Origin of the sequence: Desulfuromonas sp. AOP6 (assembly GCF_009731355.2) — a bacterium.
GTDB lineage: Bacteria > Desulfobacterota > Desulfuromonadia > Desulfuromonadales > SZUA-540 > SZUA-540.
On the sequence record NZ_AP022810.1, the window covers coordinates 2922209 to 2949014 of the forward strand.

The following is a 26806-nucleotide window of genomic DNA, read 5'->3' on the forward strand; positions in this document are numbered from 1 at the left end:
CACATCATGGCGACCGCCCTCTTCTACATTTTGGCCCTCACCGCCCTGGCCGCCACGGGCATGTGCATCACCCGGCGCAATCCCGTGCATGCGGTCCTCTACCTGGTCAACGCCTTTTTCGCCCTGGCCCTGCTCTTTTATCTGCTCGGCGCCCCCCTGGTGGCCGCCTGGGAGGTCATCATCTACACCGGGGCGATCATGGTCCTTTTTCTTTTCATCATCATGATGCTCGAACTGGCCCCGGACCAACCCGTGCAGGGGGCAGGCTGGCGTCGCTGGGGACCGGTCGTGCTGCTGTCCGGCGTGCTGCTGAGCTGCACCCTTCTTTTGCTTGGCCTCGACAGCAGCGGTGCCGACGGGTTGCCCCATTTCTATGCTTCACCGCGCACCTTCGGCTACGCCCTGTTCAAGGAATACCCTCTGGCCGTGGAAATCGTCTCTTTCCAGCTGTTGTTCGCGGCGGTGGGCGCCTACTACGTGGGACGCGTCGACAGCAGGAAACAACGTCCCGAAACGGAAAGGGAGGACGCATGATCGTGCCTCTCTCGCATGTGCTCGGCTTTGCCGCCGCCCTCTTTCTCATGGGACTCGCCTGCACCCTGGCGCGGCGCAATCTGATCATGATCCTCATCGGCATCGAGATCATGCTCAACGCCGCCGGTCTGGCCTTTATCGGCGCCGCCGCCTTCTGGCGCCAGGTCGACGGCCAGATTTTTGTCATTTTTCTGATGGCCATGACTTCAGCCGAAGTCGCCATTTCCCTGGCTATGGTCGTCTACCTGCGTCGGCAGAAGACCAGCCTCGAGGCCGACGCTTATGACGGGATGAAGGGATGACCCACTCAACGCTGCTGCTCATACCCCTCGCTCCACTTATAGGGGGGATCCTCAACGTCCTTTTCGGCATGCGTCTGCCGCGCCGTCTGAGCGAATTTCTGGCCGTGGCCGGGGTAGCCGCAAGCGCGCTGCTGACCCTGGCCGCCTGGCCCCTGGCCGGCGGTGAAGGTACCCACTTCACACTTTTCACCTGGCTGCAGAGCGGTACCCTGCAGATTCCCTTTGAGCTCCTTTTCGACCCGCTCTCTGCCCCCATGGCGCTCATGGTCACCTCAGTTTCCACCCTCATCCACCTTTACGCCATCGGCTACATGCAGGGTGAAGAAGACTATGCCCGCTTTTTCGCCCTCCTCAACCTGTTCGTCTTCGCCATGCTCCTCATCGTGCTGGCCGATAATCTGCTGGTGCTCTTTCTGGGCTGGGAAGGGGTAGGCTTCTGTTCCTATGCTCTCATCGGCTTCTGGTATCGGCAGGAGAAAAACGCCAACGCCGGACGCAAGGCGTTTCTCGTCACCCGCGTCGGCGATGTTTTTCTCGGCATCGCCATCCTCTGGCTGTTCGACCTCTTCGGTACTCTCTCCATCAGCGCCATCAACAGCCAGGCCGCCGGGCTCGCTGCCGGCGTGCTGACCCCCTTGGTCATCCTGCTTCTACTGGGGGCCTGCGGCAAGTCGGCCCAGCTGCCCCTCATGACCTGGCTCCCCGACGCCATGGCCGGACCCACTCCCGTATCGGCCCTCATTCATGCCGCCACCATGGTCACCGCCGGCGTCTACCTGCTCTGCCGCCTCTTTCCCCTCGTCAGCCTGTCAGCCACCGGCATGGCCCTGATCAGCGCCGTCGGCGCCTTGACCGCCTTTTACGCCGCCACCTGCGCTTTGGCCCAACGAGAGATCAAAAAAGTACTGGCCTACTCCACCATGAGTCAGGTCGGCTACATGTTCCTCGGTGTCGGCTCCGGTGCCGTCGCCGGCGCCATGTTTCATCTCTTCACCCACGCTTTTTTCAAAGCCCTGCTGTTCATGGCGGCGGGCTGTGTTATTCACCTGTGCGCCCAGGAGAACGACATCTTCCGCATGGGTGGGCTGGCCAGAAAAAGCCCGCTTGTTTTCATTCTCTTTCTGGCAGGGGCACTGAGCCTGGCCGGCGCGCCTTTGAGCAGCGGCTTCTTTTCCAAGGACAGCCTCCTCGCCGCCGACTACGCCCTGCACACCCCTTTTTACACTGGACTGCTTGTCCTGGCTGTGCTGACGGCCCTGCTGACAGCCGTCTACACCTTTCGCCTGCTTTACCTCGTTTTCGCCGGAACGCCACGTTTTTCTGGTGAGCCGCACCACCTGCCACGGCTGATGACCTGGCCTTTGATTCCTCTTGCCATCGTCGCCGTCGGCGGCGGCCTGATCAACCTGCCCGAGTTCTACGGTGGCCATGCCTGGCTTTCTCACTTTCTAGGCTCTCTGGCCGGCGCCCCTGTTCACATCAGTCACACGGAGGAAGGATTCATCGCCGCTCTCGCCGCTATCCTCTTCGTGCTCGGCTGGCTGCTGAGCCGCCGGCGCTATCAGGGAGACCTCCCCGAGGAGACCGGCCCGGTCTGGCGGTTTTTATTGTCCGGCTGGCAGGCGGATACGCTCATTCGCAAGGTTTTGCTGCACCCCTTCGCCTCTCTCGCGCGTTTTTTCTGGCAGGGGACGGATAGATCCCTTATCGATGGCATCCTTCACAGTCTCGCCCGGGGCTGTCAGCTTGGCGGGGACCGACTGAGAGCCTTGACCAGTGGTCGGCTTTCCCACTACCTCGCTGCTGTCGCCTGGGGATTATTACTGTTCATGCTCTTTTTTCTGGTGCAGGTAGCCCAGAGCTAGCCTGTTGCATTAAGCCTTTTCCTGACGGTTTGCCATGGAGACCTCGTTGCCTTTACTTTCCCTGCTAGTGTGGCTGCCTTTGCTGGGAGCCCTGACCTGCCTGCTGCTGCGTCCTTATACCGGGGCCGGTCGCTGGACAGCCCTGGCTGTGACCACCGCCGTTTTCTCCCTGAACCTCTGGGCTTTCCTGGAAAGCCGCGGCCTCGACGGTTGGCTCTGGCAGGAAGACCATGCCTGGATCCCCCGCTACGGCATTCGCTACACGCTCGGTATGGACGGTCTTTCCCTGACCCTGACCCTGCTGACCGCCTTTTTGCTGGTCATCGCCGTCCTTATTTCCTGGCGCCTCGACGTCCACACGCATTTCTTCTTCTCACTGCTGCTCTTGATCGAGAGCGGCATCATGGGCGTTTTTCTCGCTCTTGATCTGGTTCTCTTCTATCTCTTCTGGGAGGTCATGCTCATCCCCATGTTCTTCCTTATTGGCGTCTGGGGGCATGAGAACCGCCTCTACGCCGCCGTCAAATTCTTTCTCTTTACCCTGGCCGGCAGCCTGCTTATGCTGCTGGCCATGATCACGCTCTACCTTGTGCATGGAGACCAGAGCGGGCATTACACCTTTGCGCTGGCATCCCTGGTGGACACCCAACTGCCACCGGCCCTTTCCTGGTGGCTCTTTGGCGCCTTTTTTGCCGCCTTTGCCGTCAAGGTGCCCCTCTTCCCCCTGCACACCTGGCTGCCCGACGCCCACACCGAAGCCCCGACGGCCGGCTCGGTCATCCTGGCCGGGGTGCTGCTCAAAACAGGGGTCTACGGGCTGCTACGCTATGGCTTTCCCCTCTTTCCCGAACCGGCCAGGGCAAGCCTGCCCGTGCTGGGCGTATTGAGCCTGATCGCCATTTTTTATGCCGCCTGGATCGCCTACACCCAGAGCGACGCCAAACGGCTGATCGCCTACTCCTCGGTAGCGCACATGGGTTTCGTGATACTTGGGATAGCGGCCTGGAACACGACGGCTCTGGAGGGGAGCCTGCTGCAGATGGTCAATCACGGCATCACCACCGGAGCGCTCTTTGCTCTTATCGGAATGATCGACGCACGCGCCCACACCCGCGAAATCTCAGAGCTGGGAGGGCTGTGGGCAAAGGCTCCTGTTCTCGGTGCCTTTTTCCTCTTCTTTGCCCTGGCCTCCCTCGGGCTGCCCGGCCTGAACAACTTTACCGGTGAAATTCTGATCCTGATCGGCACTTTTGCTGTCCATCCCCTCTGGGCCTCTCTGGGGCTGGTGGGCGTGCTCTTTGCCGCCATCTACATGCTCAGGCTCGTGCAGGGCGTACTCTGGGGACAATCTCACAGTACCCAGGACTGGGGGGATATTTCCTGGCGGGAGACGCTCATCCTGGCGCCTCTTGCCCTGCTCGTCCTCTGGCTTGGTCTTTACCCACACCCTTTTCTTGAACCCCTGCGGGAACCCGTACAGCGTCTTTTACTGGAATCCTCGTTGAGAGGTCTGGGAGGACTGCCATGACCCTGCTGGAACTGCACGCCCTCCTCCCCGTTCTGCTGCTGGCGGCCGGCGCCGTTGCCCTGTTGCTGGCCGGAGCCTGGCAAGCTCACTATGTCACCGCCATGACGTACGGCGTCCTCATCGCTCTCGGAGCAGCCGCCATCGCGCTATTTTATGAACCGGCCACCGCGTCCACGGCCTTGGGCCTCTTCACCATGGACAGCTACAGCCGGTTTTTCGCGGTCCTCTGGTCTTTGCTGGCCGCCCTCACCCTCCTCATGTCCTTTCGCTACGGGCAAAGGCACTATTTTTTGGGTGGTGAATATGCCGCCCTGATTCTCTTTGCCGCCGCCGGCATGATTCTACTGTCCAGCGCCTCCTCCTTCTTCGGCCTTTTTCTCGGCCTGGAGACCTTCACTCTCGTCTTTTACATCCTCATCGCCTTCCACAAAGGTTCGCCTTTGGGGGCAGAGGCCGGCCTCAAATACCTGATCATGGGAGGAGTGGCCACCGGCCTGCTCGCCATGGGGATCGCCCTGATCTATGCCGCCACGGGCACCTTTCATTTCGACTCAGCTTCCTTGATACCTGTCGGCGATCAGGCCCTGCGTCCCCTGCTCCTCGCCGGTTGGGCCCTGCTGCTGGGCGGACTCGGCTTCAAAACGTCCCTGGTCCCCTTTCACCTCTGGACGCCTGACGTCTACGAGGGAGCCCCATCGCCGGTAACCGCCTTGCTGGCTACGGGATCCAAGGGAGCCGTCTTCGCCGCCCTGGTTCTGCTCTTTGCCGGCAGCGATTTGACCGGATCCCCTTTGGGCAGCCTCCTATGGCTGCTGTCCGCCCTCTCCATGGCAGTCGGTACCCTCTGCGCCCTGCGGCAGCACAACCTCAAGCGCATGCTCGCTTATTCCTCGGTCGTTCACATGGGCTATCTGCTGCTGGCCCTCCTCCCCGCCGGGAGCAACGGCTCGGGGGCCATTCTTTTCTATCTGGTCGCCTACAGCGGTGCCACTCTCGGGGCTTTTGCCGTGCTTACCGTGTTCTCAACCGGCGAATCCGAGGCGGCATCCTATGATCATTTCCGTGGGGTCGGGTATCGACAGCCGCTGGCAGCCCTGGTGCTGCTGATCTGTATGCTCTCCCTGGCTGGTATCCCCCCGACGGCGGGCTTCATGGGCAAGTTTTCCATTTTTTACGCCGCCATTGAAGGAGGGTATACAGGTCTGGCCCTCATTGGTATACTCAGCTCCCTGATCTCCCTTGCTTATTATCTGCGGCCCGTCATGGTCATGTACATGGCGGGCACAGAGGATGGTATGACGGTCACCGAAACATCGTGCTCGGCCGCTGAAAAATCGGTCCTGATCCTCTGTTTGCTGGTTACATTGCTGCTGGGTGTCTATCCTGGCCCTCTTTTCGATACGATCGCCCTTATTCTGCCGTGAACCCTGAACCAGGAGAATTGCCATGGAAAACCGCATCGCACAATTTCTCAAGGCTGATACCTTCGCCGTCGCCGGCGCTTCCACAAATCGGGACAAATATGGCAACAAGGTGCTGCGCTGCTACCTGCAGAACGGCAGAAAGGCCATCCCCATCAACCCCAGAGCGACTGAAATCGAAGGAATCCCCTGCGTGTCCTCTGTGGCAGAGCTTCCCGCCGAGGCGAAGAGCCTTTCCATCATCACCCCGCCGAAAATAACCGAACAGGTGGTCACCGCCGCCATCGCCAAAGGCATCGAGAACATCTGGATGCAGCCCGGCGCCGAGAGCCCTGCCGCCATCGCCCTTTGCGAAGAAAAGGGCATCAATGTCATTGCCGATGGCAGCTGCCTGCTCGTTGTCCTTGGTTTTCGCGATGTTTGAGCTGATCCTGTGCTCCTGTGCTCTTCCATAGCGCCGTCATGAAAAGGTCCTCTTTTTTCACTCTGGCCAGCTTTTTGATTCTCATCGGCTTGGCCGCGCTGACCCTACGCCCGTCGGAACCTTCGCCACCGGTCAGCCAATTTACCGGCCTGACCATGGGGACTACCTTCACCGTCACCCTGGCCGGTGACATCGACGCAACCACACTCGATGCCATCAAGCAGGAAGCCTTTGCCGTACTGGAGGACATCAATCAAAAGATGTCTACCTATCTCCCTTCCTCCGAGGTAAGCCGTTTCAGCGACGAACAGACCACGGAGTGGATGCCTGTATCCACCGCGACGGCAGAGGTCGTTGACCTGGCTCTCCGCATCGGAGCCGAGACCGCCGGCGCCTTTGACATCACGGTTGGCCCCCTGGTAGATCTCTGGGGATTTGGTCCCGTCTCCCGGCCTGACCTGGTGCCCGCCCCATCGGACATCGACCGTCTGCTGGCAATCACAGGCTACGAGAAGGTGGAATGCCGGCTGGCGCCACCGATGCTCCGCAAAGTCGATCCCAGGCTGCGTATCGACCTCTCCGCCATTGCCAAAGGCTATGCCGCCGATCGCGTCGCCGCCCGGCTTCTCTCGCGCGGCCTGCATGATTTCATTGTCGAAGTCGGTGGGGAAGTCGTGGTCAGGGGTGCCAAAGGGCCGCAGACTCCCTGGCGCATCGGCATAGAATCACCCTTGTCCGACCGGCGAGAGATTGGCGATGTTCTGAGCCTGCGGGATATGGCCATGGCCACTTCGGGCGACTATCGCAACTACTTTGAAGATAACGGTCGGCGTTATTCGCACACGATCGATCCACGCACAGGATACCCTATCGATCATGCCCTGGCCGCTGTCACCATCCTCGACCCTTCCTGCGCACGGGCCGATGCGCTGGCCACCGCCTTTATGGTGCTCGGACCCGACCAGGCCTTTTCCTTGGCAGAGAAGGCCAACATTGCCGCCTTACTCATTGTCAAAACCCCAAGCGGCTTTGTCGAAAAACGCAGCAAGGCCTTTCAGGCGAAAGCACCTCAATCCCTATAAGGATTTTTCCTTTTACCCGTTAAAAACAAAAAGCCCCGGACTGCTACACAGTCCGGGGCTTTTTGTTTTTGAATACGAGGGGAATCAGGCTTTGCGAACCTCGACTTTGACCAGGTTCTTCCCCTGCGGCATGACCTGTTGGATGTTCAGGTCGGCGAAGTGATAGTTGGCAAAGAGCAGATCCTGAGGAATCTTGTCGGTCAGACGAGCCTTGCTCGTGGCCGACCCCAATGAGGAGACGACCTGAATCTTATCCCCATCGGCCACCTGCAGAGTGGCGGCTGTGGCCGGATTCATCTCTACCCAGCCTTCGGGAGCAATTTCGAGATTGGCCGGGCTGTGGGTGGTCAACAGGTCGAAGTGGAAGAGATTCTTGCCAACGAGGAGCTGCAGACCCTCTTCAACGTCACCCTGGGTGGCCGCGATGAATTGCAGACTCTTTTCTTCGGGAGCGAAGGGCAATTTCCGGCAAGGCTTACACAGTCCCTCTCCGGCAAAACAGAGGTCACCGTAGAGACTGGTGAGCTCTTTTGCCTCACGCAGCAACACCTCGGTATTAATCTTGTCGGTACGCCGGCTGACACGGTTGTACAGTTCGGCGAGAATAGTCCAATCTTCACGGGCTTCGCCGACGGGCTCAATAGCCTGCCCCAGGCAGCTGATACGCCCGTCCAGAGCGGTAACGCTCCCCGTCTTTTCGGCAAAAGAGGCACCCGGCAGCACCACATGCGCCAGCTTGGTCAGTTCGCTGTCCAGAATGTCCTGAACGATGAGGAAATCAAGCTTTTCCAGGGCCTTACGCCAACGAGCACTTTCCGGAAAGGAGACCAGCGGATTGGTAGCGGCCAGGTAGAGAGCACGGATGTTCCCTTTTTCGATCTGTTCCAGCATCTGCAGAGCGTTGTAGCCATCCTGTGGCAGAGCGGTACGCCAGGCGACATCGAACTTGCCACGAGCCGCGCTATAGTCCTGGAAGCCGGGCAGGAACTCAGGGCAAACGCCCATATCGAGAAGACCCTGCATATTGCCTTCTTCATGCACAGGAAAGAGACCACCGATATCGCCATGCAGGGCTCCGCACACCAGGGCCAGAGTGACAATCGCCCTGGTCTTGTCGCCAGCATTCGCTGCAGTCAGAATATCCCGGCCGAAGATGACGGACACGCTTTTGGCCTGTCCGAGATGTTCGGCGGCTTCCTCCAGGAACTGGCGGGAGACCCCCGTCTCTTTGATCGCCTTGTCGAGATCGACGGCGGCCAGTGCCTGCTTCATATCATCGAGGTTGCCCACAAAGCGGGTGAGGTAGTCCTCGTCTGCCAGGCCTTTGTCGAGAATGAGGCGGGTCAAGGCGTTAGCCAAGGCCACTTCACTTCCGGGCCGGTAGCCGAGGAAGGTGTTGGAATGACGGCGCAGCTTGACGGAGCGCATGTTGGCCACCACCAGGGGCGCATCGTTTTTACGGCAGGCTTTTTCGATCTGCCAATCGACGGCGGGAGCCTCGGCGGTCACGTCAGCTCCAAAAACCAGTACCGCCCTCGACGATCCAATCTTACCGAGGGCATTGCTGCTGCCGGCGTAACCGAGCGTTTCCCGAAGGGCCTTATAGGCCTCCAGCACACCGAAACGGGCGCCGGAATCGATATTGTTGGAACCGATGGCCACGCGGAAGAGCTTCTGGAACAGGTAATTCTCTTCATTGGTCAGGCGGCCGGAGCTCAGGCCGGCAATAGCGGCGGGCCCGGACTCCTTACGGATCTGCTGGATTTTGTCGGCGACCGCACCGAAGGCTTCGTCCCAGGAGACGTGAACGGTGGACTGTTCGTCCTTCAGACTGGGGCGCTGCAGCCGCTCGGGAGAGTGAATGAAGGCATGGCCGAAGAAACCGCCGACACACAGGTTGCCATTGTTGACAGTCCCTTCGTCTTCGGAAGTCAGGCGGTAAACCTGGCCGTTTTTGACATTGATATCCACCTGGCAGTGACTGCCGCAGGTCGTGCAGACGCTGGCCTTCCTGGTCATTTCCCAGGGTCGGGACTTAAATTTGAAGGGTTTTGAGATCATGGTGCCGGTAGGACACACGGCGACACAGTTGCCGCAGAACTCACAAAGATCGAGGTCTTTGTCGATAAAGGTTCTGTCCCCCTTGTCATTGACGAAAAGGGCGCCGGAACCGATAGTTTCGTGACAGACCTTGACGCATTTTTCGCAGAGCACACAGCGGTTGGGAACCTGCTGAATCAGGGGCCAGCCGTTGATAGCCTCATGATTGACGTCCTCGGCCGTAAAGGGTTGGGTCGTGACCTCGAGATCAAAGCAGATATTCTGCAGATCGCACTCACCGGCGGCATCGCAGACCGGACAATCCAGGGGATGGTTGACCAGCAGCAGCTGTACAATTTCCTTCCGGATCTTTTTGAGACGTTCGGACTGGGTGGTGACTTCCATCCCATCAACGACCCGGGTATTGCAGGCCGTCATCAGCTTGTCTACACCCTTGATCTCGACCACACAGACCCGGCAGGCGCCCGTGGGAGACACTTTCTTCAGAAAACAGAGGGTTGGAATCTTGATGCCGACTTTTTCGGCAGCCGCCAGAATGGTGGCCCCTTTTTCTATCTGGACATCTTTTCCGTCGATCTTGAGATTGACCATGGACTCATCACCTTTGGTTTATCTGGGCAGCCCCTTCTCCGATCCCTGGCAGCGCGAAAGCCCAGGGTACGTTTTTCAGGGCAATGACTAGTTGACCGCAACCATCCCAACGCGATAGCAACGCAGACAGCGTTCCGCCTCGGCAACCGCCTGGCTCTCGGGCATGGCCAATTCGATTTCGTCGTAGTTCGTGGCCCGTTCCGCGCCATTCACCTTGGGCTGGTGCTCACGATGAAGGCCACCGAGAATACCCACATTTTCCTTGTCGTTGAAGACGCCGAACTGGTTGACCAGATCTTCCATGGCGTCCTCGTCATCAAGATAGGCCTTCCCTTCGGTAAGATAGCGGTGCATGGCCCGGGCCGCCCGGCGGCCGTGACCCACGGCAACAACCACGGTCATGGCTCCGTATTCGCAGTCGCCGCCGGCAAAGATCCCTTCGCAGTCGGTCATCATGGTGCCGCCCTTGGTGACAATGCTCTTCCAACGGGTCTGCTTGATGCCGAAGTCATCTTCACCGAGATAATCGAGATCGGGATCCTGTCCGATAGCGGGGATAACCAGTTCACAGGGAATAACATATTCGCTGCCGGGAACAGGCTGCGGACTGCGACGGCCGGATTCATCCGGTTCGCCCAGTTCCATTTTAATGACCTCGACGCCGACCACACGGTTATCCTCGGTGACCAGGCGGGTGGGATTGCGAAGAAACTCGAACTTGACGTTTTCTTCCTCGGCGTCATCGACCTCGTAGGGCTCGGCCGGCATTTCCTTGCGGGTACGCCGGTAGACCAGGATCGATTCCTCGGCTCCTTCACGCAGCGCCACACGAACACAGTCAATGGCGGTGTTACCACCGCCGACAACCACGATGCGTTTGGGCGTTTCAATGGGCTGACCCAGCGCCACGGCCCGCAGATAGTGAATGCCACCGGGGGAGAATCCGTCGTAGCCTTTATCCTCGCCTTCAACACCCATGGGCTTTGATTTAAAGGCGCCTGTACCAAGGAAAACAGCGTCGTACTGTTCTTTTAGCTGGCTCAGCGACACATCGCGCCCCAGTTTGACACCGTACTCGATCTCAACGCCGAGGGAAGCCACGATGTCGGCTTCGCGCTGCAGGAGATGACGAGGCATGCGATAATCGGGTATGCCGACGGCCACGGTGCCGCCCGGCTCGGACAACATGTCGATGATCTTGACCTTGTGCCCTTCGAGAGCCAGATAGTAGGCGCAGGTCAAACCCGCGGGGCCGGCGCCGACCACCATGATTTTTTTACCCGTGGGCGCCTTGGGAACCAGCGGGGGCGCCTGGTGATGCATCCACTCGTGGTCAGAGGCGACACGCTTGAGAACCATAATGCTCACCGGCTCATCAACAAGCGCGCGACGGCAGGCTTTCTCACAAGGATGGGGGCAGACCCGGCCGCAGACGGCCGCAATCGGCATGTTGCGACGAATAGTGGAAAGAGCGTCGGTGTAGCGCAGTTCCTTGATTTCTTCAATGTAGGCGGGAATATCGATATGAGCCGGGCATTTGTCCATACAGGGAGCCGTCAGCTTATCCTGGTAGGACTTGGCGGGACCGGGGGTCCTTTCGCCATTGATATAAGCCTGATAATCGTCGCGAAAATATTTCAGCGTGTGAAAAACCGGAACGGCCGCTGTCATGCACAGGGTGCATTTGCATTGCTCCAGCAGCGAGGTCAGATCCTCCATGACCTGGAGATCTTCCTCCTTGCCCTGGCCAGCGACGATGCGCGCCAACGCATCCTGCAGAACCTTGGTAGCCCGCTTCCCGGGCGTACACTTACCGCAGCAATGCTTCTCCTGGACGCGCTTCATATATTCGGCGGCCATGGCTACGACATCGGTATCCTTCTCCATGACAACAACGCCGTCCCAGCCCATGAATGCACCGATCTTACCTTCGCTCAGGTAGGTTTCGGGCAGCTTGAGCTTCAGGGAGACGCCTTCCGCAGCCTCGCCGCTGCGATTGTCTACAATTTTTCCTTCCCAGCTGGAAAATACAACCTGAGCCAAATCGACCTCCTGTTAGACCCCTCTTAGCGACAGCCAAAGGGGGACGCAAAGCCCCAAACAAAAGGGGAAAACCCCTCGTTCTTCGGCGCCATCCCCCTTCTATTTTGTATACAGTATGCAGGTAAATACCATAAGCGCGTCAACCAAATCAAGGGAAATTTTACCCGGAATTACCGGGGTTCACGCAATAACAGCTTGGAATGACGATTTTTTCTGCATGCCTCCCGAGCCGAAAAACAGCCTTTGCCGAAGCGTTCGCCTCAGGGGAAGGGCGGAAAGGGTGAAGCAATGAACCAGGTTTCCGCCGCCTTCGGCTTCAGCCCCGCATAGGCCCAGTCCAGCTCAAAAGCGAAAGTCTTGACCGAAACGGACGGCAGCAGAAAATATTCCAGCGTCATGCGGGTAGTAGCCCCTTGCCCGCCAGCATCCAGGTCAATCGTTTCGACCCGCACGTCCGTTATCTGCAGATCCCTCATCTCGGCAAAAACGTCCACAAAGGCATGTTTCTTATCCGCATCATCGAAATAGCGGGCAGCCCCGTTAAAATCTTTCCAGCGTAGACGCTGGGCGAAGTCATAAGCGGCGGGGGTCAGATCATCGGAAATCCTCGGCACAGCGGCACAAGCCGACAGCACGGCTACCATGACACACCCGCATAGTACCTTTATCCATCCTGGCATTTTTGCGCTTCCCTTCCATCGACACCTTGCATCCAGGCAAAGCTCGGGTAAAGTTGACCATCGAGGATTAAAAACACCATGGCTTTCGGAGCACCCCATGAAAGAGGTTGAAATCTACACCAAAAACTATTGCCCCTACTGTCACCGGGCTAAAGAACTGTTGCGCATCAAAGGGGTTCCTTTCACCGAACATGACGTGACCACTGATGCGGAGACAGAGCGGCAAATGCAGCTGCGCTCAGGCGCCCGCACGGTTCCCCAGATTTTTGTTTCGGGAACCTGCCTGGGTGGCTGCAGCGAACTCTTCGAATTGGACGAGAAGGGGGAACTGGACCAGCTCCTGGACCTTAAACCTGCTCGGAACGGATCTTCTTGAGCAACTCCATGGCCAACTCAACGCGACCAAAGGGCGGCATGAGATAATAACCACCCACCTTTCCTCGCCCCCACGCAATCAACTCGCCGGCAATGTTCATCCCCTCCAGAACGCCAGCCTCTCCCGTCTTGCCCCGCATCCGTTCACGCACCGAATCCGGCAGCACAATGCCCGGAACTTCGTTGTGAAGAAACTCGGCGTTTCGCTCACTGACCAGAGGGAGAATGCCGACCAGGACAGGGATATCGTAAGGAGCGGTGCGCTCGACAAGACGCGCCAGGATGTCAAGAGAATACACCGGCTGTGTCTGCACGAAACGGGCCCCGGCCTCGATCTTCTTTTCCAGTTTTTTAAGTTGTCCTTCCAGATTGGCGGCATTGGGGTTGAAAGCGGCGCCGACAAGAAAATCGGTGCTGCCACCCAAATCCGCGCCCAGCAGGTTTCGACCGGCATTCAACGCACTGAGAAGTTTGAGAATGCCGATGGAATTAAGATCAAAGACGCTGGTGGCACCGGATTCGTTGCCAACGGAAACAGGGTCGCCGGTGACAGCCAGCACGTTGCGGATACCCAGATGATGGGCTCCCATCAGCTCTGAATGCAGGCCGATGAGATTACGGTCGCGGCCGGTCAGGTGGACAATCGCCTCGATGCCGACCTCTTCCTGGATGATACGCGCCAGGGCGATATTGCTCATGCGGATGCGGGCCAGCGGATTTTCCGCCAGACTGATGGCATCCACACCCGCCTTCGACAGCATGCGGGCGCCCACGAGAATTTTCCCCGTCTGCAGCCCCTTGGGAGGATCGAGCTCGACCGTGACGACGGGACGGCGTCCCCAGTGAGCAAGGAATGTCGGTCGCGCCGGTACGGACGGGGAAGCCGCCGGTGGCGAGGGAGCGGCGGTGTGGGCCACCGGCTCGCGCACCACCGGGCTGAGGCCGGCCACGGCCTGGGCCAGGGCCCGGATATGGTCGGGACTGGTGCCGCAACAGCCGCCAAGCAAAGAAGCGCCCACGGCCACCATGTCCCGACCCATGGCGGCAAAATACTCGGGAGTCGCCAGGTAGATGTAACGACCATCGACATACTGGGGAAAACCGGAATTGGCAAAGGCCGACAGAGGCAGATTCGACACCTGCGCCATGCGCTCCAGTACCCGCAGGATTTCACGGGGGCCGGAGCCACAATTGGCGCCGATGACGGCAGCCCCGGCCGCTGTCAGACGGCGGGCCACTTCCTCGGCGGAACCACCTTCCCGCGTATTGCCTTCCTCGACAAAAGCCATCTGGGCCACCACCGGCAGCCCCAGGGATCTGCCGACGCCGACAGCCAGCTCCAAATCATCGATGGATGAAAAGGTTTCGAGCAGAAAGAGATCGACCCCACCCTCGGCGAGGGCTTCCATCTGCTGCCGGAAAATTTCTTCCTTCTCGGCGACACCCAGGTCGCTCTGCTCCCCCTTGGGACGGATGAGCGGACCGACGGAGCCTGCCACGAACCGATCGGCGCCGGCAGCCGTTCGTGCCAGCCGAGCGGCCGACTCGTTGATGACCCGCACCTTTTTTTCGAGCCCGACCGTCCCCAGCCGCAGGGCGTTGGCTCCAAAGGTGTTGGTCTCCAGCAGCATGGCGCCGGCAGCGGCATAGTCCCGGTGAACCTGCTCGATCAGCGCCGGATTGATCAGGTTGAGGTATTCGAAATTGGCATCCAGAGGTACCCCGCGAGCGTACAAAAGGGTACCCATGGCACCATCGCCTACGATAACCTCGCTGGCAAGACGGTCAAGAAACAACTGACTGCGTTTTGAAAAATGACTCATTTTTATGCTTCCGGACAAAAAACAGGCCCGTGATCAGGCACGTTCCCTGACGATGGCCGTATAGAACAGGTGACCTTCCGATTCGGCGACAGAGAGAGAAACCTCCAGATAGAACAAACTGCCATCCCGCTTCCTGCCGGGGACCTTATGCAGACTGCGCACCAGCGCTCCGGCCTCTTCCTTGAGATAGGCGGTAATGCCGACCTCCTGCAGAGAGGTGCATTCCTCGTGGATGAGCTTTTCCACACTGACCCCGATAATCTCCCGTTTGCTGTACCCGAACATCTTTTCAGCCCGGCGGTTGAACAGAATGATCTGCCCGTTGCTCAGGAAAGAGACGATGCCATCGCGGGCAGTCTCCGTCAGCACCCTGAAACGCTTCTCCGATTCTTCCAGGTGTTCGGTCTTTTCCCGCAGATGATCGTTGAGTTCATTGAAACTGTCCACCAGCAGGCCGATCTCGTCCATGCCGCCTCTGGGAATCTTTTTGTCGAAACGTCCCGTCCGGATGATCTCCCGGATCACCAGGCCCAGCCGCGCCAGGGGCCGCGTCACCGCGATGCGGATGAGGGCGCCAAGGAATATCAGCAGGGCCAGGAAGATGCCCCCGGAATAGAGGACGTCCGTCCCCATGTTGGCGTAAACCTGCCGATAAAGGCGGTCAAGGGGGATACTGACGGAGGCGGCGCCGATGGCATCGCCAAGCTCATAATGATAGGCCTTATCCGTTTCGGCAGGGAACATCTCCCGAATAAAGTCCGGGGCCCGTCCGGGATCGCCGTGACACTCCAGGCAGCTGGTGTCGGCCTTGAAGGAATGGAGGTAGCGGAAGACCTTTTTGCCGTCCATATCGACGACATCGTAATGCTCCTGCAGATCCTGACGCTGGCGCAAAAGGTCGAGGACACGGAGCTCAAAATCATCAGGGGCGTTATTGGCGTTGCGGTAGCGGTCGGATACCTGGCGAATGGTATAGCCGATATCGCGGCTGACCAGTTCGCCGATTCGGGTCGAGGCGACCACGGGAACCAGACCGTAGCGTTGTTTGGACAGCTCGACGCCGCCTTCCAGCAGCTGCCCCGAGAGATATTCGCGGGTCCGGATCGCCTCGAAAGCGACGATTCGTGCCTTTTCCACCGCTTCAGCCAGAATGAAGGCCCGCTGCTGACGGAAATTCAAAAAGGTGAACAGACTGAAGAAGCCAAGCAGGATCAACAGAATGATGATGCTGATCTTGGTGAACAGACCAAGGTTTCTGAACTGAAGCATGGCGCCCCCCCGGAATTCAAGTTCATTTCATTCTAGCGGCTTGGCCAGGCCTTGCAAGGCGCTCGCAACAAGGCTAGGCCACAACGGATTGAGCGTTCTCCTTGAGCCGTCGGATGGTGGCCCCATAATCGTCCGTGCCAAAGACGGCGCTGCCGGCCACGAAGACGTCGGCGCCGGCGGCGGCGACTTGACGGATGTTGTCCGCCTTGACGCCGCCATCCACCTCAAGTTCGATGGACAGCCCGCGCCGGTCGATCATCTGGCGCAGGGCCTCGATCTTGGTGAGGGCGGCGGGGATGAAGCTCTGGCCGCCGAAGCCCGGATTGACGCTCATGACCAGGATAAGATCGACCTCGTCCAGAATCACTTCCAGGGTCGAAACGGGCGTCGCCGGATTGATGGACACCCCCGCCTTCTTCCCCAGGCTGCGGATCAGCTGCACGGTCCTGTGCAGATGGGGAACGGCCTCCTGGTGAACCGTCAGGATATCGGCGCCGGCCTCGGCGAACTGGGGAATATAGAGATCGGGATTCTCGATCATCAGATGCACGTCGAGAGGCAGCGAGGTGGAACGGCGGGCCGCCTCCAACACGAGGGGTCCGATGGTGATATTAGGGACGAAATGTCCGTCCATCACATCCACATGCACGTAATCGGCACCGCCGCGCTCAATGGCGGCAATCTCCTCTCCCAGCCGTGAAAAGTCGGCGGACAGAATCGAAGGGGCAATCTTGACCATGGCAAATCTCCGGGTTCAGGGTATTGAATCAGCTATGCACTGGGTTTGCGATAAAAACGGGCCGCAAAAAAGGCGTCCATCCCGCCGCAGCGCTGGGGCGTGGTGCGCAAGGCGCCCCGCTCGTCAAAGAGGGGTGCCCAGGCGGCAGGGGTCTCCTGGCGCAGGTCTTCAAGGACGAAATCGGGATGGCTGGTCAGAAAGTCGTCCACAACCCCCCAGGTCTCCCGGGCGGTCAGCGTACAGAGGGAATAGAGCAGCCGGCCACCGGGACGCACCAGCAGGGCGGCATTTTGCAGAATGGTCCCTTGCAGGTCGGCCAAAGCCTGAAAATCGGGCGGCGTAGGCCGCCAGCGGATTTCCGGGTTGCGTCGCAAAACGCCAAGACCGCTGCAGGGGGCGTCGACGAGCACACGATCGAAGCTCCTCTGCTCCAGAAAGTCAGGGAAACAGGACATATCCCAGGCTTTCGCCTCAATGCCTTCGCACCCAAGCCGTTGCGCGCCTTCCAGGATCAGACGCACGCGCTGGGGGTGAAGATCCAGGGCCAGCAGGCGGTTATCGTTCCCGGTCAGTGCCGCCATATGGGTCGTTTTGCCGCCGGGGGCGGCGCAGGTGTCGAGCAGGCGCTGGCCGGGGCGAACATCGAGCAGATGGGATATCAGCATGCTGGCCTCATCCTGCACCTGAAACCACCCTTCATCCATGCCGGCCAGGGGAGAAGCGCCCCGACGGGTGACGACAACCCCTTCGGGCGCGTACTGACAAGGCCGCACTTCATGGCCAGCGGCCCGCATCTTCTCCAGAAACGAATCCCGGTCCAGGCGCAGGGTATTGACCCGCAGGGTGAAGGGGGGCTGCCCCAGCATGCTCTCGGCCAGGGCCATCGCCTCGGCGGCTCCCCAGTCTTTTATCCACAGTTCCGCCAGCCAGCGGGGCACAGACAGTACGTGCTCCAGATAGGCCCTTTCCTTTTTGGTACGGTCGGGCCATTGGATTTTCTCGCGCTGGCGCGCCAGGTTGCGCAGAACGCCGTTGATGAATCCCGTGGCCCTCTCCAGATTCTCACTGCGGGCCAGTTCGACGGCCTGATTGACGGCGGCCGAGGCCGGAATCCTGTCAAGCTCCAGAATCTGGTAGGCGCCCAACCGCAGCAGCCAGAGCACCTTGAGTTCGAGCTTTTTGAGGGGTGTTTTGCAGAGCTGGGACAGGGCAAAATCAAGGCGGCCGCGCTGGCGGAGCGCGCCATAGACCAGCTCGGTGGCCAGATTCCTGTCGCGTCCGTCGAGACGTGTATTTTTCTCAAACGCGGCATTCAGGGCGAGATCGGCATAGGCGCCGTCCTCGACACGCAGGAGAATATCCAGGGCTATTTTTCGGGGGTCGGATAAAGGCACGTATTTTTCCAAAAGCCGATCAGGTACCGAGAAGGCCCGGAGGGGACGGCCGTGAAAGAGGGGACAACCAGGTTTTTGGTGGGGCCACTATAGTGAGGCGGGGCCGAAAAATCAAGGCTCGCCGGATATGACGTGTTCATCCAGCGCCGCTTCCACCTCATCCAGCCAGATACGCGTGTTGAAGCAGGGACCTTCGGGCCGGTGATTGAGGATGCCGATAACCGGCAGGGGGTAAGCATCGCGGATCCCCGAGGTCAGATCCCGTTCGCAGGCCACGGCCAGGATGAACCGGGGCCTCTTCTCGACGATAATCTTGCGGGCCAGCGTGCCGCCGGTGGCCACGGCGATGTCGATCCCCCGTTTCTGCGCCAGGGCGGCCAGACCGCTGATGTCGCAGCGCCCGCAGCGCACGCACTTGTTGACATCCCCAGTAATTTTGATGGCACAGTCAAACAGCTGAATACAGTGCGGCAGCAGAATGAGCACCTTTTCCGGCGGCACCCGCAGCTTTTTGGAACGCACGAGCTGATTGTTGAGGGCGATAAAGGACTGCTGCAGAGAGTCACGATCAATCCCCACCAGGCGCCCCACGGCGATGATGGCCGGGAAGAGGTACTTGATGACGATCCCCCGCAGCCGCTGGGAGAAGAAGAGATCCCGGCCGGTCAGGAGGGTGAGGACGAGCAGAAGCAGGCCGCCGACGATGAGCAGGCAGAGCAGGCCGAGCACCACGCCGAGAACCACGGGAAGCAGAGGATGCAGGGTGCGCAGACCAACGCTGGGGACCCACCACAACAAAAAGGCACCGACGAGAACCAGTGCGCTGGCACCCGCCAGCAGACCGATAAAGAGGCGTTTGCCAGGAGCGAACCCCTTTTCCTGGCCGGAAGAAACACTCACGTCACAGCTCCAGTCGAACACCGGGCTCAAGGGACTTGCCGCGCAAAAAGTCGGCGGCGGACAACCATTTTTTCCCCGGCAGCTGCAAAGAGCGGATATAGAGGGAATTCTCGCCACAGGAAACGAGGATGCCCCGTTCGGTGGCGGACACGATGGTGCCCGGCAGGCCTTCCACCTCCGCGTGGGGAAGGGTGTCGGCGATCTTCAGCATCTCGCCCCCCAGAAAGGTATAGGCGCCCGGCCAGGGATGCAGGCCCCGCACCAGATTATGGATGGTCTCGGCGTTCTGCGCCCAGTCGATACGGCCATCCCCTTTGTTCATCATGGGAGCGTAGCTGCTCTGACTGTCGTCCTGGGCTTCGGGCTTCAGTTCGCCGGCGCAGAGCTGGCGCAGGGTTTCTTCCATGGCCTCGCGGCCAAGGACGGCGAGGCGGTCATGAACCTGCCCGGCGGTCTCCAGCGGCCCGATGGGGGTCGCACGCTTGACGAGCATATCCCCCGTATCCAGGCCCACATCCATGAGCATGGTGGTGACCCCAGTCTCCTTCTCACCATTGACAATCGCCATGTTGATGGGCGCGGCGCCGCGATAGCGGGGCAAGAGGGAGGCATGGACGTTGATGCAGCCATATTTGGGAATATCCAGAACGCTTTTGGGCAGAATCTGTCCATAGGCCACCACGACGATAAGGTCAGGGGCCAGCTCCTGGAGGACAGCCACCGCATCAGGACTGCGGAGTTTTTCCGGCTGATAGACGGGGATCTGGTGCTTCGCGGCCAACTCCTTCACGGGGGGCGCCGCCAGTTTGCGGCCACGACCCTTGGCCCGGTCAGGTTGCGTAAAGACAGCGCACAGGTTCACCCCGGCCTCAATAAGCCCTTGCAGTGTAGGCAGGGCGAAGTCAGGGGTGCCCATGAAAACGGTGCGGATTTCCCGGGGTTCGATCACAGTTGCTCCTTCATCTGTTCCAGTATTTTCTGGTATTTTTTGCGGAAAAATCCCTTTTTAAGGGGAGAGAGATGATCCACGAAGAGAACGCCGTCCAGGTGGTCGATTTCGTGCTGGAAGGCGATGGCCAGGAGGCCATCGGCCGTCATCTCCACCGGACGGCCCTCCAGATCCAGAAAGCGGATCGTCACCTGGGCGCAGCGATGAATGGCGGAGTAATAGCCGGGCACCGACAGGCAGCCTTCCTCTTCATAGGACTCGCCTTCGCTGGCGACGATCTGCGGGTTGAAGGCGGTAATGAGTTGAGGAGGCTCGCCGCTGCCGGCGCAGTCCAGCACGATCAGCCGTTGGGAAACCCCGACCTGAGGAGCGGCCAGCCCGACACCGGGCGCGGCGTACATCGTCTCAGCCATGTCGCGGGCCAGGATCCGCAACTCTTCAGTGACGGCCTCCACCGGCACGGCCTTCTGCTTCAGCACAGGATCGGGATAATGTCGTATGGGAAGGAGTGCCATGACACAGGTCCTTTTAATGACTGGGGCCCGCCCACAGGGGGCCCTTTTTCACAAATAAAAATCATAAGGGCAGAAGACCGTTAAAGTCAACTTTTACTCCGTTAACCCTGGCAAACCTGCTAAAAAAGGGACCGGCTTGCGGCCGGCCCCGGCTTTTTCTCACACCTCACACCTCACACCTCACACCTCACGAACCCAGGTTACTTCTTTACCCCCATGGCGGCGGCCATCGCTTCACCCATACGGGTCGGGCTGTCGGCCACCACGACGCCGACCGCCTTGAGGGCGGCAATCTTGTCCTTGGCTTTGCCCTTGCCGCCGGTGATGATGGCACCGGCGTGTCCCATGCGCTTGCCGGGGGGCGCCGTGACGCCGGCGATGAAAGCCGCCACCGGCTTTTTCATGTGCTCGCGGATCCACTCGGCGGCTTCCTCTTCTTCGCCGCCGCCGATCTCCCCGATCATGAAGACCCCTTCCGTCTCCGGGTCGTCATTGAAGCGCTGGAGGACGTCGATAAACTTCATGCCGATGATGGGATCGCCGCCGATGCCGACGCAGGTCGACTGGCCCAGGCCCGCATCGGTCAACTGCTTGACCGCCTCATAGGTCAGTGTGCCGCTGCGGGAAACGACGCCGATCTTGCCGGGCTTGTGAATATACCCGGGCATGATGCCGACCTTGCATTCGCCGGGGGTGATCACCCCCGGGCAGTTGGGCCCGATGAGCAGGGTGCGACTGTCGTCCACGACCCGCTTGGTCATGACCATATCCTTGATGGGCACGCCCTCGGTGATACAGATAGCCAACTCGATGTTGCTGGCACAGGCTTCCAGGATGGCATCCGCTGCTCCCGGCGGCGGCACGAAAATCAGGGAGACGTTGGCGCGGGCCACGCGGACCGCTTCCTCCATGGTGTCGAAAACGGGAATGCCTTCAACGTGGATGCCGCCTTTTCCCGGCGTGACCCCGGCCACGATCTGCGTACCGTATTCCCGGCATTGCTTGGTATGAAAGAGGCCGGCCTTGCCGGTGATCCCCTGTACGACGATTCTTGAATTCTTATTGACCAGAATGGACATGATGCTCTCTCCGGATGATGTAAGAGGTTATCCCGTGGACAGACCGCCTGGCGACCAAGAAACCCGTCAGGCGTTTTCCGGTTGGGCTTCCGCCAGCATCTGCACGATGGCGGCGGCCCCGTCCCCCAGAAAATCGACGCTTTTGACATTCAGCCCCGAATCGACCAGCAGCTTCTTGCCCTCCTCTACCTGGGAACCGTCCATGCGCACCACGATAGGCAGCGTGCAGTGCACCTCCGAGGCCGCCTCGATAATCCCCTGGGCGATGACGTCGCAGCGCATGATGCCGCCGAAGATATTGACGAACACCGCCTGCACATCCTTGTCCTGCAGGATGATCTTGAACGCCTCCGCCACCTTCTCACGGGTGGCGCCGCCACCGACATCGAGGAAGTTGGCGGGCTCGCCGCCGCTCTCCTTGAGCACATCCAGGGTCGCCATGGCCAGGCCGGCCCCATTGACCATGCAGCCGATGTTGCCGGTAAGCTTGATGTAGGCGAGGTCGAACTTGCCGGCGCTGATTTCCAGGGGATCGAGCTGAGAGTAATCCATCAGGTCGTGGTATTCCCAGTGGCGGAAGACCGCGTTGTCGTCGAAATTGATCTTGGCGTCCATAGCCAGCAGCCAGCCCGCCCGCGTCACCACCAGCGGGTTGATCTCCACCAGGGAGCAGTCCTTCTCCAGCACGCAGCGGTAGAGGTTCAGAATCAGCTGGACGCAATCCTCACTCAGGCTCCCCGTCAGCCCCAGCGCCAGGGCGATCTTGCGGGCCTGGTAGGGGCGCAGGCCGGTGTAGGGATCGATAGTCAGCTTGAAGATCTTGTCGGGAGACTTGGCCGCCGTCTCCTCGATATCGACGCCGCCCTCGGCGGAAGCGATGAGGCAGTAGCGCGACGTGCTGCGATCGAGGGTAATGGACAGGTAGAATTCACGGGCGATACCCACCGCCTCTTCGACGAGGATGCGCCGCACCTTGAGTCCTTCCGGACCGGTCTGCGGCGTCACCAGCCGCTTGCCGAAGAGTTCCTTGGCAATCTCGTGAGCCTGCTCCGGATGGTGTACCAGCTGCACGCCCCCGGCCTTGCCGCGGCCGCCGGCATAGATCTGGGCCTTGACCACACAGGTCCCCCCCATCATCTTGGCAGCCCGTTCCACCTGATCGGCGGTCAGCGCCACGCGCCCCCGGGGGACTGGGATGTCGAAGCTGCCGAGAATGTCCTTGGCCTGGTACTCGTGAATGTTCATAAACTCCTCACAACGATAAAGAAAGACTTCAAAAACAACCGGCAAGCCCTGATTCCCGCCGTATTTCAGCGGAAACGCAGCCTGACGGCAGCGATAGCCTAGATATCAGTCGGGGTGTCGGCCCGTGCCGCGGCGGCCTTGTCGGCCAGCAGCTTCACCTCGGCCACCTTGTCCATGGCGATCTGGTGAAAAGAGAGGGGCCCGCGCAAAAAAAGGATCTCCTCGCCAACCTCCACGAGCACGCCCCGATAGGTCAAGCCGGCGGCCCTGACTTCAACCTCTTTGCCCAGCAGAGCATCCAAACGGGTACGCATTGAACCTGTCCCTTATAAAAAAGCCCGCCATCCCCGGGACATTTTACCAGAGATCGGCGGGCAGGCCATGCGATCGCAAAAAAACAGGCGGGAAGGAGCCGCTATTTCTGCATTTTCTGCCAGTCCGCCAAAAATTTCTCGATGCCGACATCGGTGAGCGGGTGTTTGACGAGCTGCCGGATGACGGTAAAGGGGATGGTGCAGATATCGGCGCCGATCAGCGCGGCATTGAGCACATGCAGCGGGCTGCGCACCGAAGCGACGATGATTTCCGTGTCGAAGCCGTAATTGTCGAAAATGGTCTTGATCTGGTCGACCCCTTCCATGCCGTCATGGCCGACATCGTCGAGCCGCCCGACAAAGGGGGAGACAAAGGTCGCTCCCGCCTTGGCCGCCAGCAGGGCCTGCAGGGGTGAAAAAGCGAGGGTGACGTTGGTCTTGATGCCTTCCGCCGAAAATATCCGCGTGGCCTTGAGCCCCTCTTCCGTCATGGGCACCTTGATGACGATGTTGGGATGAATTTTGGCCAGCGCGCGCCCTTCGCTCACCATGCCGTCGGCGTCGAGGGCAATGACCTCGGCCGAGATGGGGCCGTCGACGATGGCGGCGATCTCGGTGATGACTTCCTGGAAGTTGCGCCCACTCTTGGCGATGAGGGACGGATTGGTGGTGACGCCGTCCACCAGGCCAAGATCATGGGCCTGACGGATCTCGTTCACGTCAGCGGTGTCGATGAAAAACTTCATGGGTTCGATGCTCCTTTGTTTTCAGCTGGATTTTGGGGTTGTCTAAGCTGTCAGTTCGGGTCAAGCAGGCGGATGGTCGGCTTTTCCGGGGCCAGCAGCGCCTGCGCCGCGGCCAGGTTATGATAGGCCACCGCTTCGACTTTGGCCAGTTTTTTCAGGAGTTCCGCATCGCCCACCGCCGCCTCGCGGCGGACCTTCAGGGTCGCCAGCAAAGCCTCCAGCCCCTGCTGAGCGCTCTGGTATTTCTGCTCGTCAAAGGGGAGGGAGAGGTCCATCCCCTCCACATTCCAGGCCTCGGGAAAGACCACGAAGGGGGCAAAATCTTCCACCCGGCGCCCTTCGCGCACCTTGATGTCGCCATATTTCAGGTTCTCGAAACGCAGGCCCTTCTCATCGGCGACGATCTGGTAGCTGCCGGTGAAGGGTTCACTCACATTGCGCGTGTCGCCGTAGCGGAAGGTGGAAAAAGCCTTTTGGGCGTGGCTGGCGTGGCACCCTTCGCAGTCACGGCCATAGCCGAGAGCGTGGCTGATCTTGTCCATCTGAATCCACAGAATGGTCTTGCCGTCCCCCGGCAGCTCGCTGCGGGTCCCCGTAATGATGAAGGCATCGTTGGTCTCGGTGGCCGTCCGCGCGACGGTAAATCCTTCCACCTCGCCGATGGCGGGCTGGGCCTCGATCTGGCGGGAGGGGATGGCGCGAAAGACGACGCCGGTGGGCTCCAGGCCGTGCTTCTGGTTGAGCACCGCCATGGGATAGGGCTTATAGGGGAGCCAGCGCCCTTCGGGGTTGCGGATGAGGGTGGGCCAGTCGCGGATACCGAAATAACCGGCGTGCTTGGCGTAGGGGGTCTCCACTCCCGCCCAGGCCCCCGGCCCCCAGAAGGTGAACTGGTAGCCGCCGACCTCGTCGATGTGGCAGGAGGCGCAATCGACCTGGGCGTGCTCCGAGCTTTCCACGGCGGCGACGATATCGGCGTGGCAAAGGCGGCAGGAAGCCCGCGCCTGGGGGCTGGCGGTGCTGCCGGGGTCATGACGGCGCAGGGAATGGCAGTCGAGGCAATTGAGGCCCGCTTCCCGGTGGGCACCGGCATAGAGGCTGCCGGGGTAGGCATAGTCTTCCCGGATGAAGCCGGCCCCGCGCCTTCTCTCCATGGGGCCGGCGTGGCAGATCACCCCACGCTGGCCGCCGTAGCATGACACCGGCTCGGGCTGGCCGAACAGGTGGCGGCCCTCTCCTTTGAAGGGTTTGAAATGACAGTCGTTGCAGCCGGGATGACACTGATTGCAGTTGCGATCCGCCGCGGCGGCCTGGGCTGCCGAAAAAGGCACCGCCGTTTCAGCGGCCAGGCGCTCGAAGTTGTCACCGAACCAGGCTCCGCAGTTGTGGGGACCGGGCAGGGCTTCGGCGAAGCTGCGATTGGCACGCTGGAAATGCAGCCGCCCCATGCCGGAGGCGTTGAACTCTTCGGTGGATTTCTTGTGACATTTCCCGCAGGTGGCCTGGGCGAGATCGGGTCGATAGGAAAACCGCTCAGGGTCGCGGTCATGCCAGTGGAGACCATTGATTTTATCCACCCCCGCCAGCTGCGCCATAGAGGAATCGGGCTTGGGGACCAGCGCCGACGGCCCCTTTTCCCCGGGCAGCAGCGGCAACAGGCCCAGCTTCCCTCTCTCCATGGCCTCACCGGCCAGACCCTGGCCGCTGACCATGAGTAAAGGACGCAACATCCCCTGATGGGCTGCTGCCGCCTCCAGGGCCGTCGCGTCGCCCAGGTGGCAGTCCACGCAGGTGGGTTCCCCCTTCATGTTGACTTCGCGGTCGACCTGGGCCGGGTCAAGGTAGAGAGCTTCGGCGCCCAAGGCGCGCATCTTCTCTACATCGCCATGGCACTGCACGCAGCCGGAGGCAGGGTCGTAGGCCTGGGCGGCCAGGGGGAAGAGCAGCAGAGCGATCAGCAGGAAGGGTTTCATGGGCGGCTCCTTTTCGGTAAGGGCACGGGGAACGGCCTGAACACACCGGAAAAACGCCGCGCCAACATCACTTTATTGATAACAGAGATGCGGCCTTGTGCAAATGCGGCCGGCGCGCCCCGTCAGGATTCGTCGCCGCGATAGGCGTCGCGACAGGCCGTCGAGCAGAAGTAGTGGGTCTGCCCCTTGATGACCTTGGTGATGGCGTCGCCGCGAGGCACGTAGGTGCCGCACTGGGGATCCTTCACCATGGTGTCGCCCTGCGCCGTCTTTTCAGGTGGCGGCGAGGACGGCCGCTTGCCGGTCAGGGCACGCAGCAGGGCCTGAATCAGGGTGTAGCCGAGAAAAAAGAGCAGGGCCAGCAGAATAAAACGAACCATGCAATCACCATGTCTGCGCGAGCAGGGCTTCGCCCCCCTCGTCGGGAAGAGATTGGAGAAGCTCCGACACCGTGCGGTTTTCCCGGGGATGCACAAGCAGCGGGGCCAGCTCCGCCAAAGGGAGCAGGACAAAACGGCGCTGATGCAGGCGCGGATGGGGGACTTCCAGGCCGGGGGCGCGCCAGACCAGCTCATCGTAAAAAAGGATGTCGATATCGAGGGTACGCGCGCCCCAGCGCTCATGGCGCACGCGCCCGCAGGAAGCCTCGATCTGCTGGGCAAGCCGCAGCAGGTCCTCCACCGCCAGGCTGGTGTCGATTTCCAGGACCGTGTTAAGATAGGCAGGCTGGCCTGGCGGGCCGCCCACCGGCCGGGTTTCATAGAGGCCGGCAGAGGCGGCCAAACGGATTTCGTCCGTCTCGCTCAGACGTCGCCGGGCCTCGCGCAGAGTCGCCAGACGGTCGCCGAGGTTGGAACCGAGGGCCAGATATGCTTTAATCATGAGAGAACACCTTCTGATAACGCACCGATTAAATCACAGACTTTCTACCGCCGTCAACGAACCGTTCCCTGC

Annotated in this window: 25 protein-coding genes; 8 read left to right on the top strand and 17 right to left on the bottom strand. The window is 60.3% G+C overall.

Going from position 1 to position 26806, the window contains the following annotated elements:
- Positions 1 to 6: 6 nt before the first annotated feature.
- Genes AOP6_RS13690 through AOP6_RS13720 form a run of 7 tightly spaced genes read left to right on the top strand, consistent with a single transcriptional unit; the run spans position 7 to position 7156 of the window.
- A complete protein-coding gene (locus AOP6_RS13690; RefSeq protein WP_155877297.1) occupies positions 7 to 534 on the top strand; it encodes an NADH-quinone oxidoreductase subunit J in 528 nt (175 codons plus the stop codon).
- A complete protein-coding gene (nuoK, locus tag AOP6_RS13695; RefSeq protein ID WP_155877298.1) occupies positions 531 to 836 on the top strand; it encodes an NADH-quinone oxidoreductase subunit NuoK in 306 nt (101 codons plus the stop codon). The genes AOP6_RS13690 and nuoK overlap by 4 nt, the downstream gene beginning before the upstream one ends.
- Positions 833 to 2701 carry an NADH-quinone oxidoreductase subunit L gene (nuoL, locus tag AOP6_RS13700; RefSeq protein WP_155877299.1) on the top strand — a complete coding sequence of 623 codons (1869 nt, stop codon included), beginning with the start codon at positions 833 to 835 and terminating at the stop codon, positions 2699 to 2701. The genes nuoK and nuoL overlap by 4 nt, the downstream gene beginning before the upstream one ends.
- A 34-nt stretch (positions 2702 to 2735) precedes the next feature.
- Positions 2736 to 4229: an NADH-quinone oxidoreductase subunit M gene (locus tag AOP6_RS13705; protein ID WP_155877300.1), complete on the top strand. Its 1494-nt coding sequence runs from the start codon at positions 2736 to 2738 to the stop codon at positions 4227 to 4229.
- Entirely contained in the window at positions 4226 to 5653 is a 1428-nt protein-coding gene (locus AOP6_RS13710; RefSeq protein ID WP_155877301.1) for an NADH-quinone oxidoreductase subunit N, read from the top strand. Before AOP6_RS13705 ends, AOP6_RS13710 begins: the two co-directional genes overlap by 4 nt.
- Positions 5654 to 5675: 22 nt before the next feature.
- Complete coding sequence (locus tag AOP6_RS13715) at positions 5676 to 6074, top strand: CoA-binding protein (RefSeq protein ID WP_155877302.1); 399 nt, start codon at positions 5676 to 5678, stop codon at positions 6072 to 6074.
- Positions 6075 to 6112: 38 nt separating this feature from the next.
- Positions 6113 to 7156 (top strand): FAD:protein FMN transferase, encoded by a 1044-nt coding sequence (locus AOP6_RS13720; RefSeq protein ID WP_155877303.1) that lies wholly within the window; start codon positions 6113 to 6115, stop codon positions 7154 to 7156.
- 84 nt (positions 7157 to 7240) lie between these two features.
- Here AOP6_RS13720 and AOP6_RS13725 read toward each other — a convergent pair whose 3' ends face one another.
- The 3 genes from AOP6_RS13725 to AOP6_RS13735 form a co-directional block, all read right to left on the bottom strand.
- A complete protein-coding gene (locus tag AOP6_RS13725) occupies positions 7241 to 9808 on the bottom strand; it encodes a molybdopterin-dependent oxidoreductase (RefSeq protein WP_155877304.1) in 2568 nt (855 codons plus the stop codon).
- A gap of 87 nt (positions 9809 to 9895) precedes the next feature.
- The gene (locus tag AOP6_RS13730; RefSeq protein WP_155877305.1) at positions 9896 to 11851 is read right to left on the bottom strand and encodes an FAD-dependent oxidoreductase; all 1956 of its coding nucleotides are present in this window, start codon (positions 11849 to 11851) and stop codon (positions 9896 to 9898) included.
- Positions 11852 to 12111: 260 nt separating this feature from the next.
- Complete coding sequence (locus AOP6_RS13735) at positions 12112 to 12495, bottom strand: hypothetical protein (protein ID WP_155877306.1); 384 nt, start codon at positions 12493 to 12495, stop codon at positions 12112 to 12114.
- A 133-nt stretch (positions 12496 to 12628) separates the two neighbouring features.
- On the opposite strand from AOP6_RS13735, the gene grxC reads away from it, so the two are divergent.
- Entirely contained in the window at positions 12629 to 12907 is a 279-nt protein-coding gene (gene grxC, locus AOP6_RS13740; protein WP_155877307.1) for a glutaredoxin 3, read from the top strand.
- Here grxC and AOP6_RS13745 read toward each other — a convergent pair.
- From AOP6_RS13745 to folK, 14 genes are all read right to left on the bottom strand, one after another.
- Positions 12879 to 14729, bottom strand: coding sequence for a bifunctional homocysteine S-methyltransferase/methylenetetrahydrofolate reductase (locus AOP6_RS13745; protein WP_155877308.1), 1851 nt, complete (start codon positions 14727 to 14729; stop codon positions 12879 to 12881). The two genes, grxC and AOP6_RS13745, sit on opposite strands and share 29 nt — an antisense overlap.
- 33 nt (positions 14730 to 14762) lie before the next feature.
- Positions 14763 to 15998 (bottom strand): DUF3365 domain-containing protein, encoded by a 1236-nt coding sequence (locus AOP6_RS13750; RefSeq protein WP_155877309.1) that lies wholly within the window; start codon positions 15996 to 15998, stop codon positions 14763 to 14765.
- 73 nt (positions 15999 to 16071) lie between these two features.
- The gene (gene rpe, locus AOP6_RS13755) at positions 16072 to 16737 is read right to left on the bottom strand and encodes a ribulose-phosphate 3-epimerase (protein ID WP_155877310.1); all 666 of its coding nucleotides are present in this window, start codon (positions 16735 to 16737) and stop codon (positions 16072 to 16074) included.
- Between the two features lie 32 nt (positions 16738 to 16769).
- On the bottom strand, positions 16770 to 18131 hold the full coding sequence (gene rsmB / locus AOP6_RS13760) for a 16S rRNA (cytosine(967)-C(5))-methyltransferase RsmB (RefSeq protein ID WP_155877311.1): 1362 nt from the start codon (positions 18129 to 18131) through the stop codon (positions 16770 to 16772).
- Positions 18132 to 18242: 111 nt separating this feature from the next.
- A complete protein-coding gene (locus AOP6_RS13765) occupies positions 18243 to 19031 on the bottom strand; it encodes a DUF116 domain-containing protein (RefSeq protein WP_155877312.1) in 789 nt (262 codons plus the stop codon).
- Position 19032: 1 nt separating this feature from the next.
- Positions 19033 to 19947, bottom strand: a complete 915-nt coding sequence (gene fmt, locus AOP6_RS13770) for a methionyl-tRNA formyltransferase (RefSeq protein WP_155877750.1) — start codon at positions 19945 to 19947, stop codon at positions 19033 to 19035.
- Between the two features lie 29 nt (positions 19948 to 19976).
- Positions 19977 to 20495 carry a peptide deformylase gene (gene def, locus AOP6_RS13775; RefSeq protein ID WP_155877313.1) on the bottom strand — a complete coding sequence of 173 codons (519 nt, stop codon included), beginning with the start codon at positions 20493 to 20495 and terminating at the stop codon, positions 19977 to 19979.
- Positions 20496 to 20695: 200 nt separating this feature from the next.
- Positions 20696 to 21574: a succinate--CoA ligase subunit alpha gene (sucD, locus tag AOP6_RS13780; protein WP_155877314.1), complete on the bottom strand. Its 879-nt coding sequence runs from the start codon at positions 21572 to 21574 to the stop codon at positions 20696 to 20698.
- Positions 21575 to 21640: 66 nt separating this feature from the next.
- Positions 21641 to 22819: an ADP-forming succinate--CoA ligase subunit beta gene (sucC, locus tag AOP6_RS13785; protein ID WP_155877315.1), complete on the bottom strand. Its 1179-nt coding sequence runs from the start codon at positions 22817 to 22819 to the stop codon at positions 21641 to 21643.
- Positions 22820 to 22917: 98 nt separating this feature from the next.
- A complete protein-coding gene (locus AOP6_RS13790) occupies positions 22918 to 23133 on the bottom strand; it encodes a hypothetical protein (protein ID WP_155877316.1) in 216 nt (71 codons plus the stop codon).
- 101 nt (positions 23134 to 23234) lie between these two features.
- Positions 23235 to 23879 (bottom strand): fructose-6-phosphate aldolase, encoded by a 645-nt coding sequence (gene fsa / locus AOP6_RS13795; RefSeq protein ID WP_155877317.1) that lies wholly within the window; start codon positions 23877 to 23879, stop codon positions 23235 to 23237.
- Between the two features lie 50 nt (positions 23880 to 23929).
- Positions 23930 to 25852, bottom strand: a complete 1923-nt coding sequence (locus tag AOP6_RS13800; RefSeq protein WP_155877318.1) for a cytochrome c3 family protein — start codon at positions 25850 to 25852, stop codon at positions 23930 to 23932.
- A gap of 122 nt (positions 25853 to 25974) precedes the next feature.
- Positions 25975 to 26232, bottom strand: a complete 258-nt coding sequence (locus AOP6_RS13805) for a PP0621 family protein (protein ID WP_213194612.1) — start codon at positions 26230 to 26232, stop codon at positions 25975 to 25977.
- Positions 26233 to 26236: 4 nt separating this feature from the next.
- Complete coding sequence (gene folK, locus AOP6_RS13810) at positions 26237 to 26734, bottom strand: 2-amino-4-hydroxy-6-hydroxymethyldihydropteridine diphosphokinase (protein WP_213194615.1); 498 nt, start codon at positions 26732 to 26734, stop codon at positions 26237 to 26239.
- Between the last annotated feature and the right edge of the window lie 72 nt (positions 26735 to 26806).

Bases quoted from the DNA above. Each gene is read 5' to 3' on its own strand.
- AOP6_RS13690 (WP_155877297.1), top strand. From the start codon at position 7: ATGGCGACCGCCCTCTTCTACATTTTGGCCCTCACCGCCCTGGCCGCC.
- nuoK (WP_155877298.1), top strand. From the start codon at position 531: ATGATCGTGCCTCTCTCGCATGTGCTCGGCTTTGCCGCCGCCCTCTTT.
- nuoL (WP_155877299.1), top strand. From the start codon at position 833: ATGACCCACTCAACGCTGCTGCTCATACCCCTCGCTCCACTTATAGGG.
- AOP6_RS13705 (WP_155877300.1), top strand. From the start codon at position 2,736: ATGGAGACCTCGTTGCCTTTACTTTCCCTGCTAGTGTGGCTGCCTTTG.
- AOP6_RS13710 (WP_155877301.1), top strand. From the start codon at position 4,226: ATGACCCTGCTGGAACTGCACGCCCTCCTCCCCGTTCTGCTGCTGGCG.
- AOP6_RS13715 (WP_155877302.1), top strand. From the start codon at position 5,676: ATGGAAAACCGCATCGCACAATTTCTCAAGGCTGATACCTTCGCCGTC.
- AOP6_RS13720 (WP_155877303.1), top strand. From the start codon at position 6,113: ATGAAAAGGTCCTCTTTTTTCACTCTGGCCAGCTTTTTGATTCTCATC.
- AOP6_RS13725 (WP_155877304.1), bottom strand. From the start codon at position 9,808: ATGGTCAATCTCAAGATCGACGGAAAAGATGTCCAGATAGAAAAAGGG.
- AOP6_RS13735 (WP_155877306.1), bottom strand. From the start codon at position 12,495: ATGGTAGCCGTGCTGTCGGCTTGTGCCGCTGTGCCGAGGATTTCCGAT.
- grxC (WP_155877307.1), top strand. From the start codon at position 12,629: ATGAAAGAGGTTGAAATCTACACCAAAAACTATTGCCCCTACTGTCAC.
- AOP6_RS13745 (WP_155877308.1), bottom strand. From the start codon at position 14,729: ATGAGTCATTTTTCAAAACGCAGTCAGTTGTTTCTTGACCGTCTTGCC.
- AOP6_RS13750 (WP_155877309.1), bottom strand. From the start codon at position 15,998: ATGCTTCAGTTCAGAAACCTTGGTCTGTTCACCAAGATCAGCATCATC.
- rpe (WP_155877310.1), bottom strand. From the start codon at position 16,737: ATGGTCAAGATTGCCCCTTCGATTCTGTCCGCCGACTTTTCACGGCTG.
- fmt (WP_155877750.1), bottom strand. From the start codon at position 19,947: ATGGGCACCCCTGACTTCGCCCTGCCTACACTGCAAGGGCTTATTGAG.
- def (WP_155877313.1), bottom strand. From the start codon at position 20,495: ATGGCACTCCTTCCCATACGACATTATCCCGATCCTGTGCTGAAGCAG.
- sucD (WP_155877314.1), bottom strand. From the start codon at position 21,574: ATGTCCATTCTGGTCAATAAGAATTCAAGAATCGTCGTACAGGGGATC.
- sucC (WP_155877315.1), bottom strand. From the start codon at position 22,819: ATGAACATTCACGAGTACCAGGCCAAGGACATTCTCGGCAGCTTCGAC.
- AOP6_RS13790 (WP_155877316.1), bottom strand. From the start codon at position 23,133: ATGCGTACCCGTTTGGATGCTCTGCTGGGCAAAGAGGTTGAAGTCAGG.
- fsa (WP_155877317.1), bottom strand. From the start codon at position 23,879: ATGAAGTTTTTCATCGACACCGCTGACGTGAACGAGATCCGTCAGGCC.
- AOP6_RS13800 (WP_155877318.1), bottom strand. From the start codon at position 25,852: ATGAAACCCTTCCTGCTGATCGCTCTGCTGCTCTTCCCCCTGGCCGCC.
- AOP6_RS13805 (WP_213194612.1), bottom strand. From the start codon at position 26,232: ATGGTTCGTTTTATTCTGCTGGCCCTGCTCTTTTTTCTCGGCTACACC.
- folK (WP_213194615.1), bottom strand. From the start codon at position 26,734: ATGATTAAAGCATATCTGGCCCTCGGTTCCAACCTCGGCGACCGTCTG.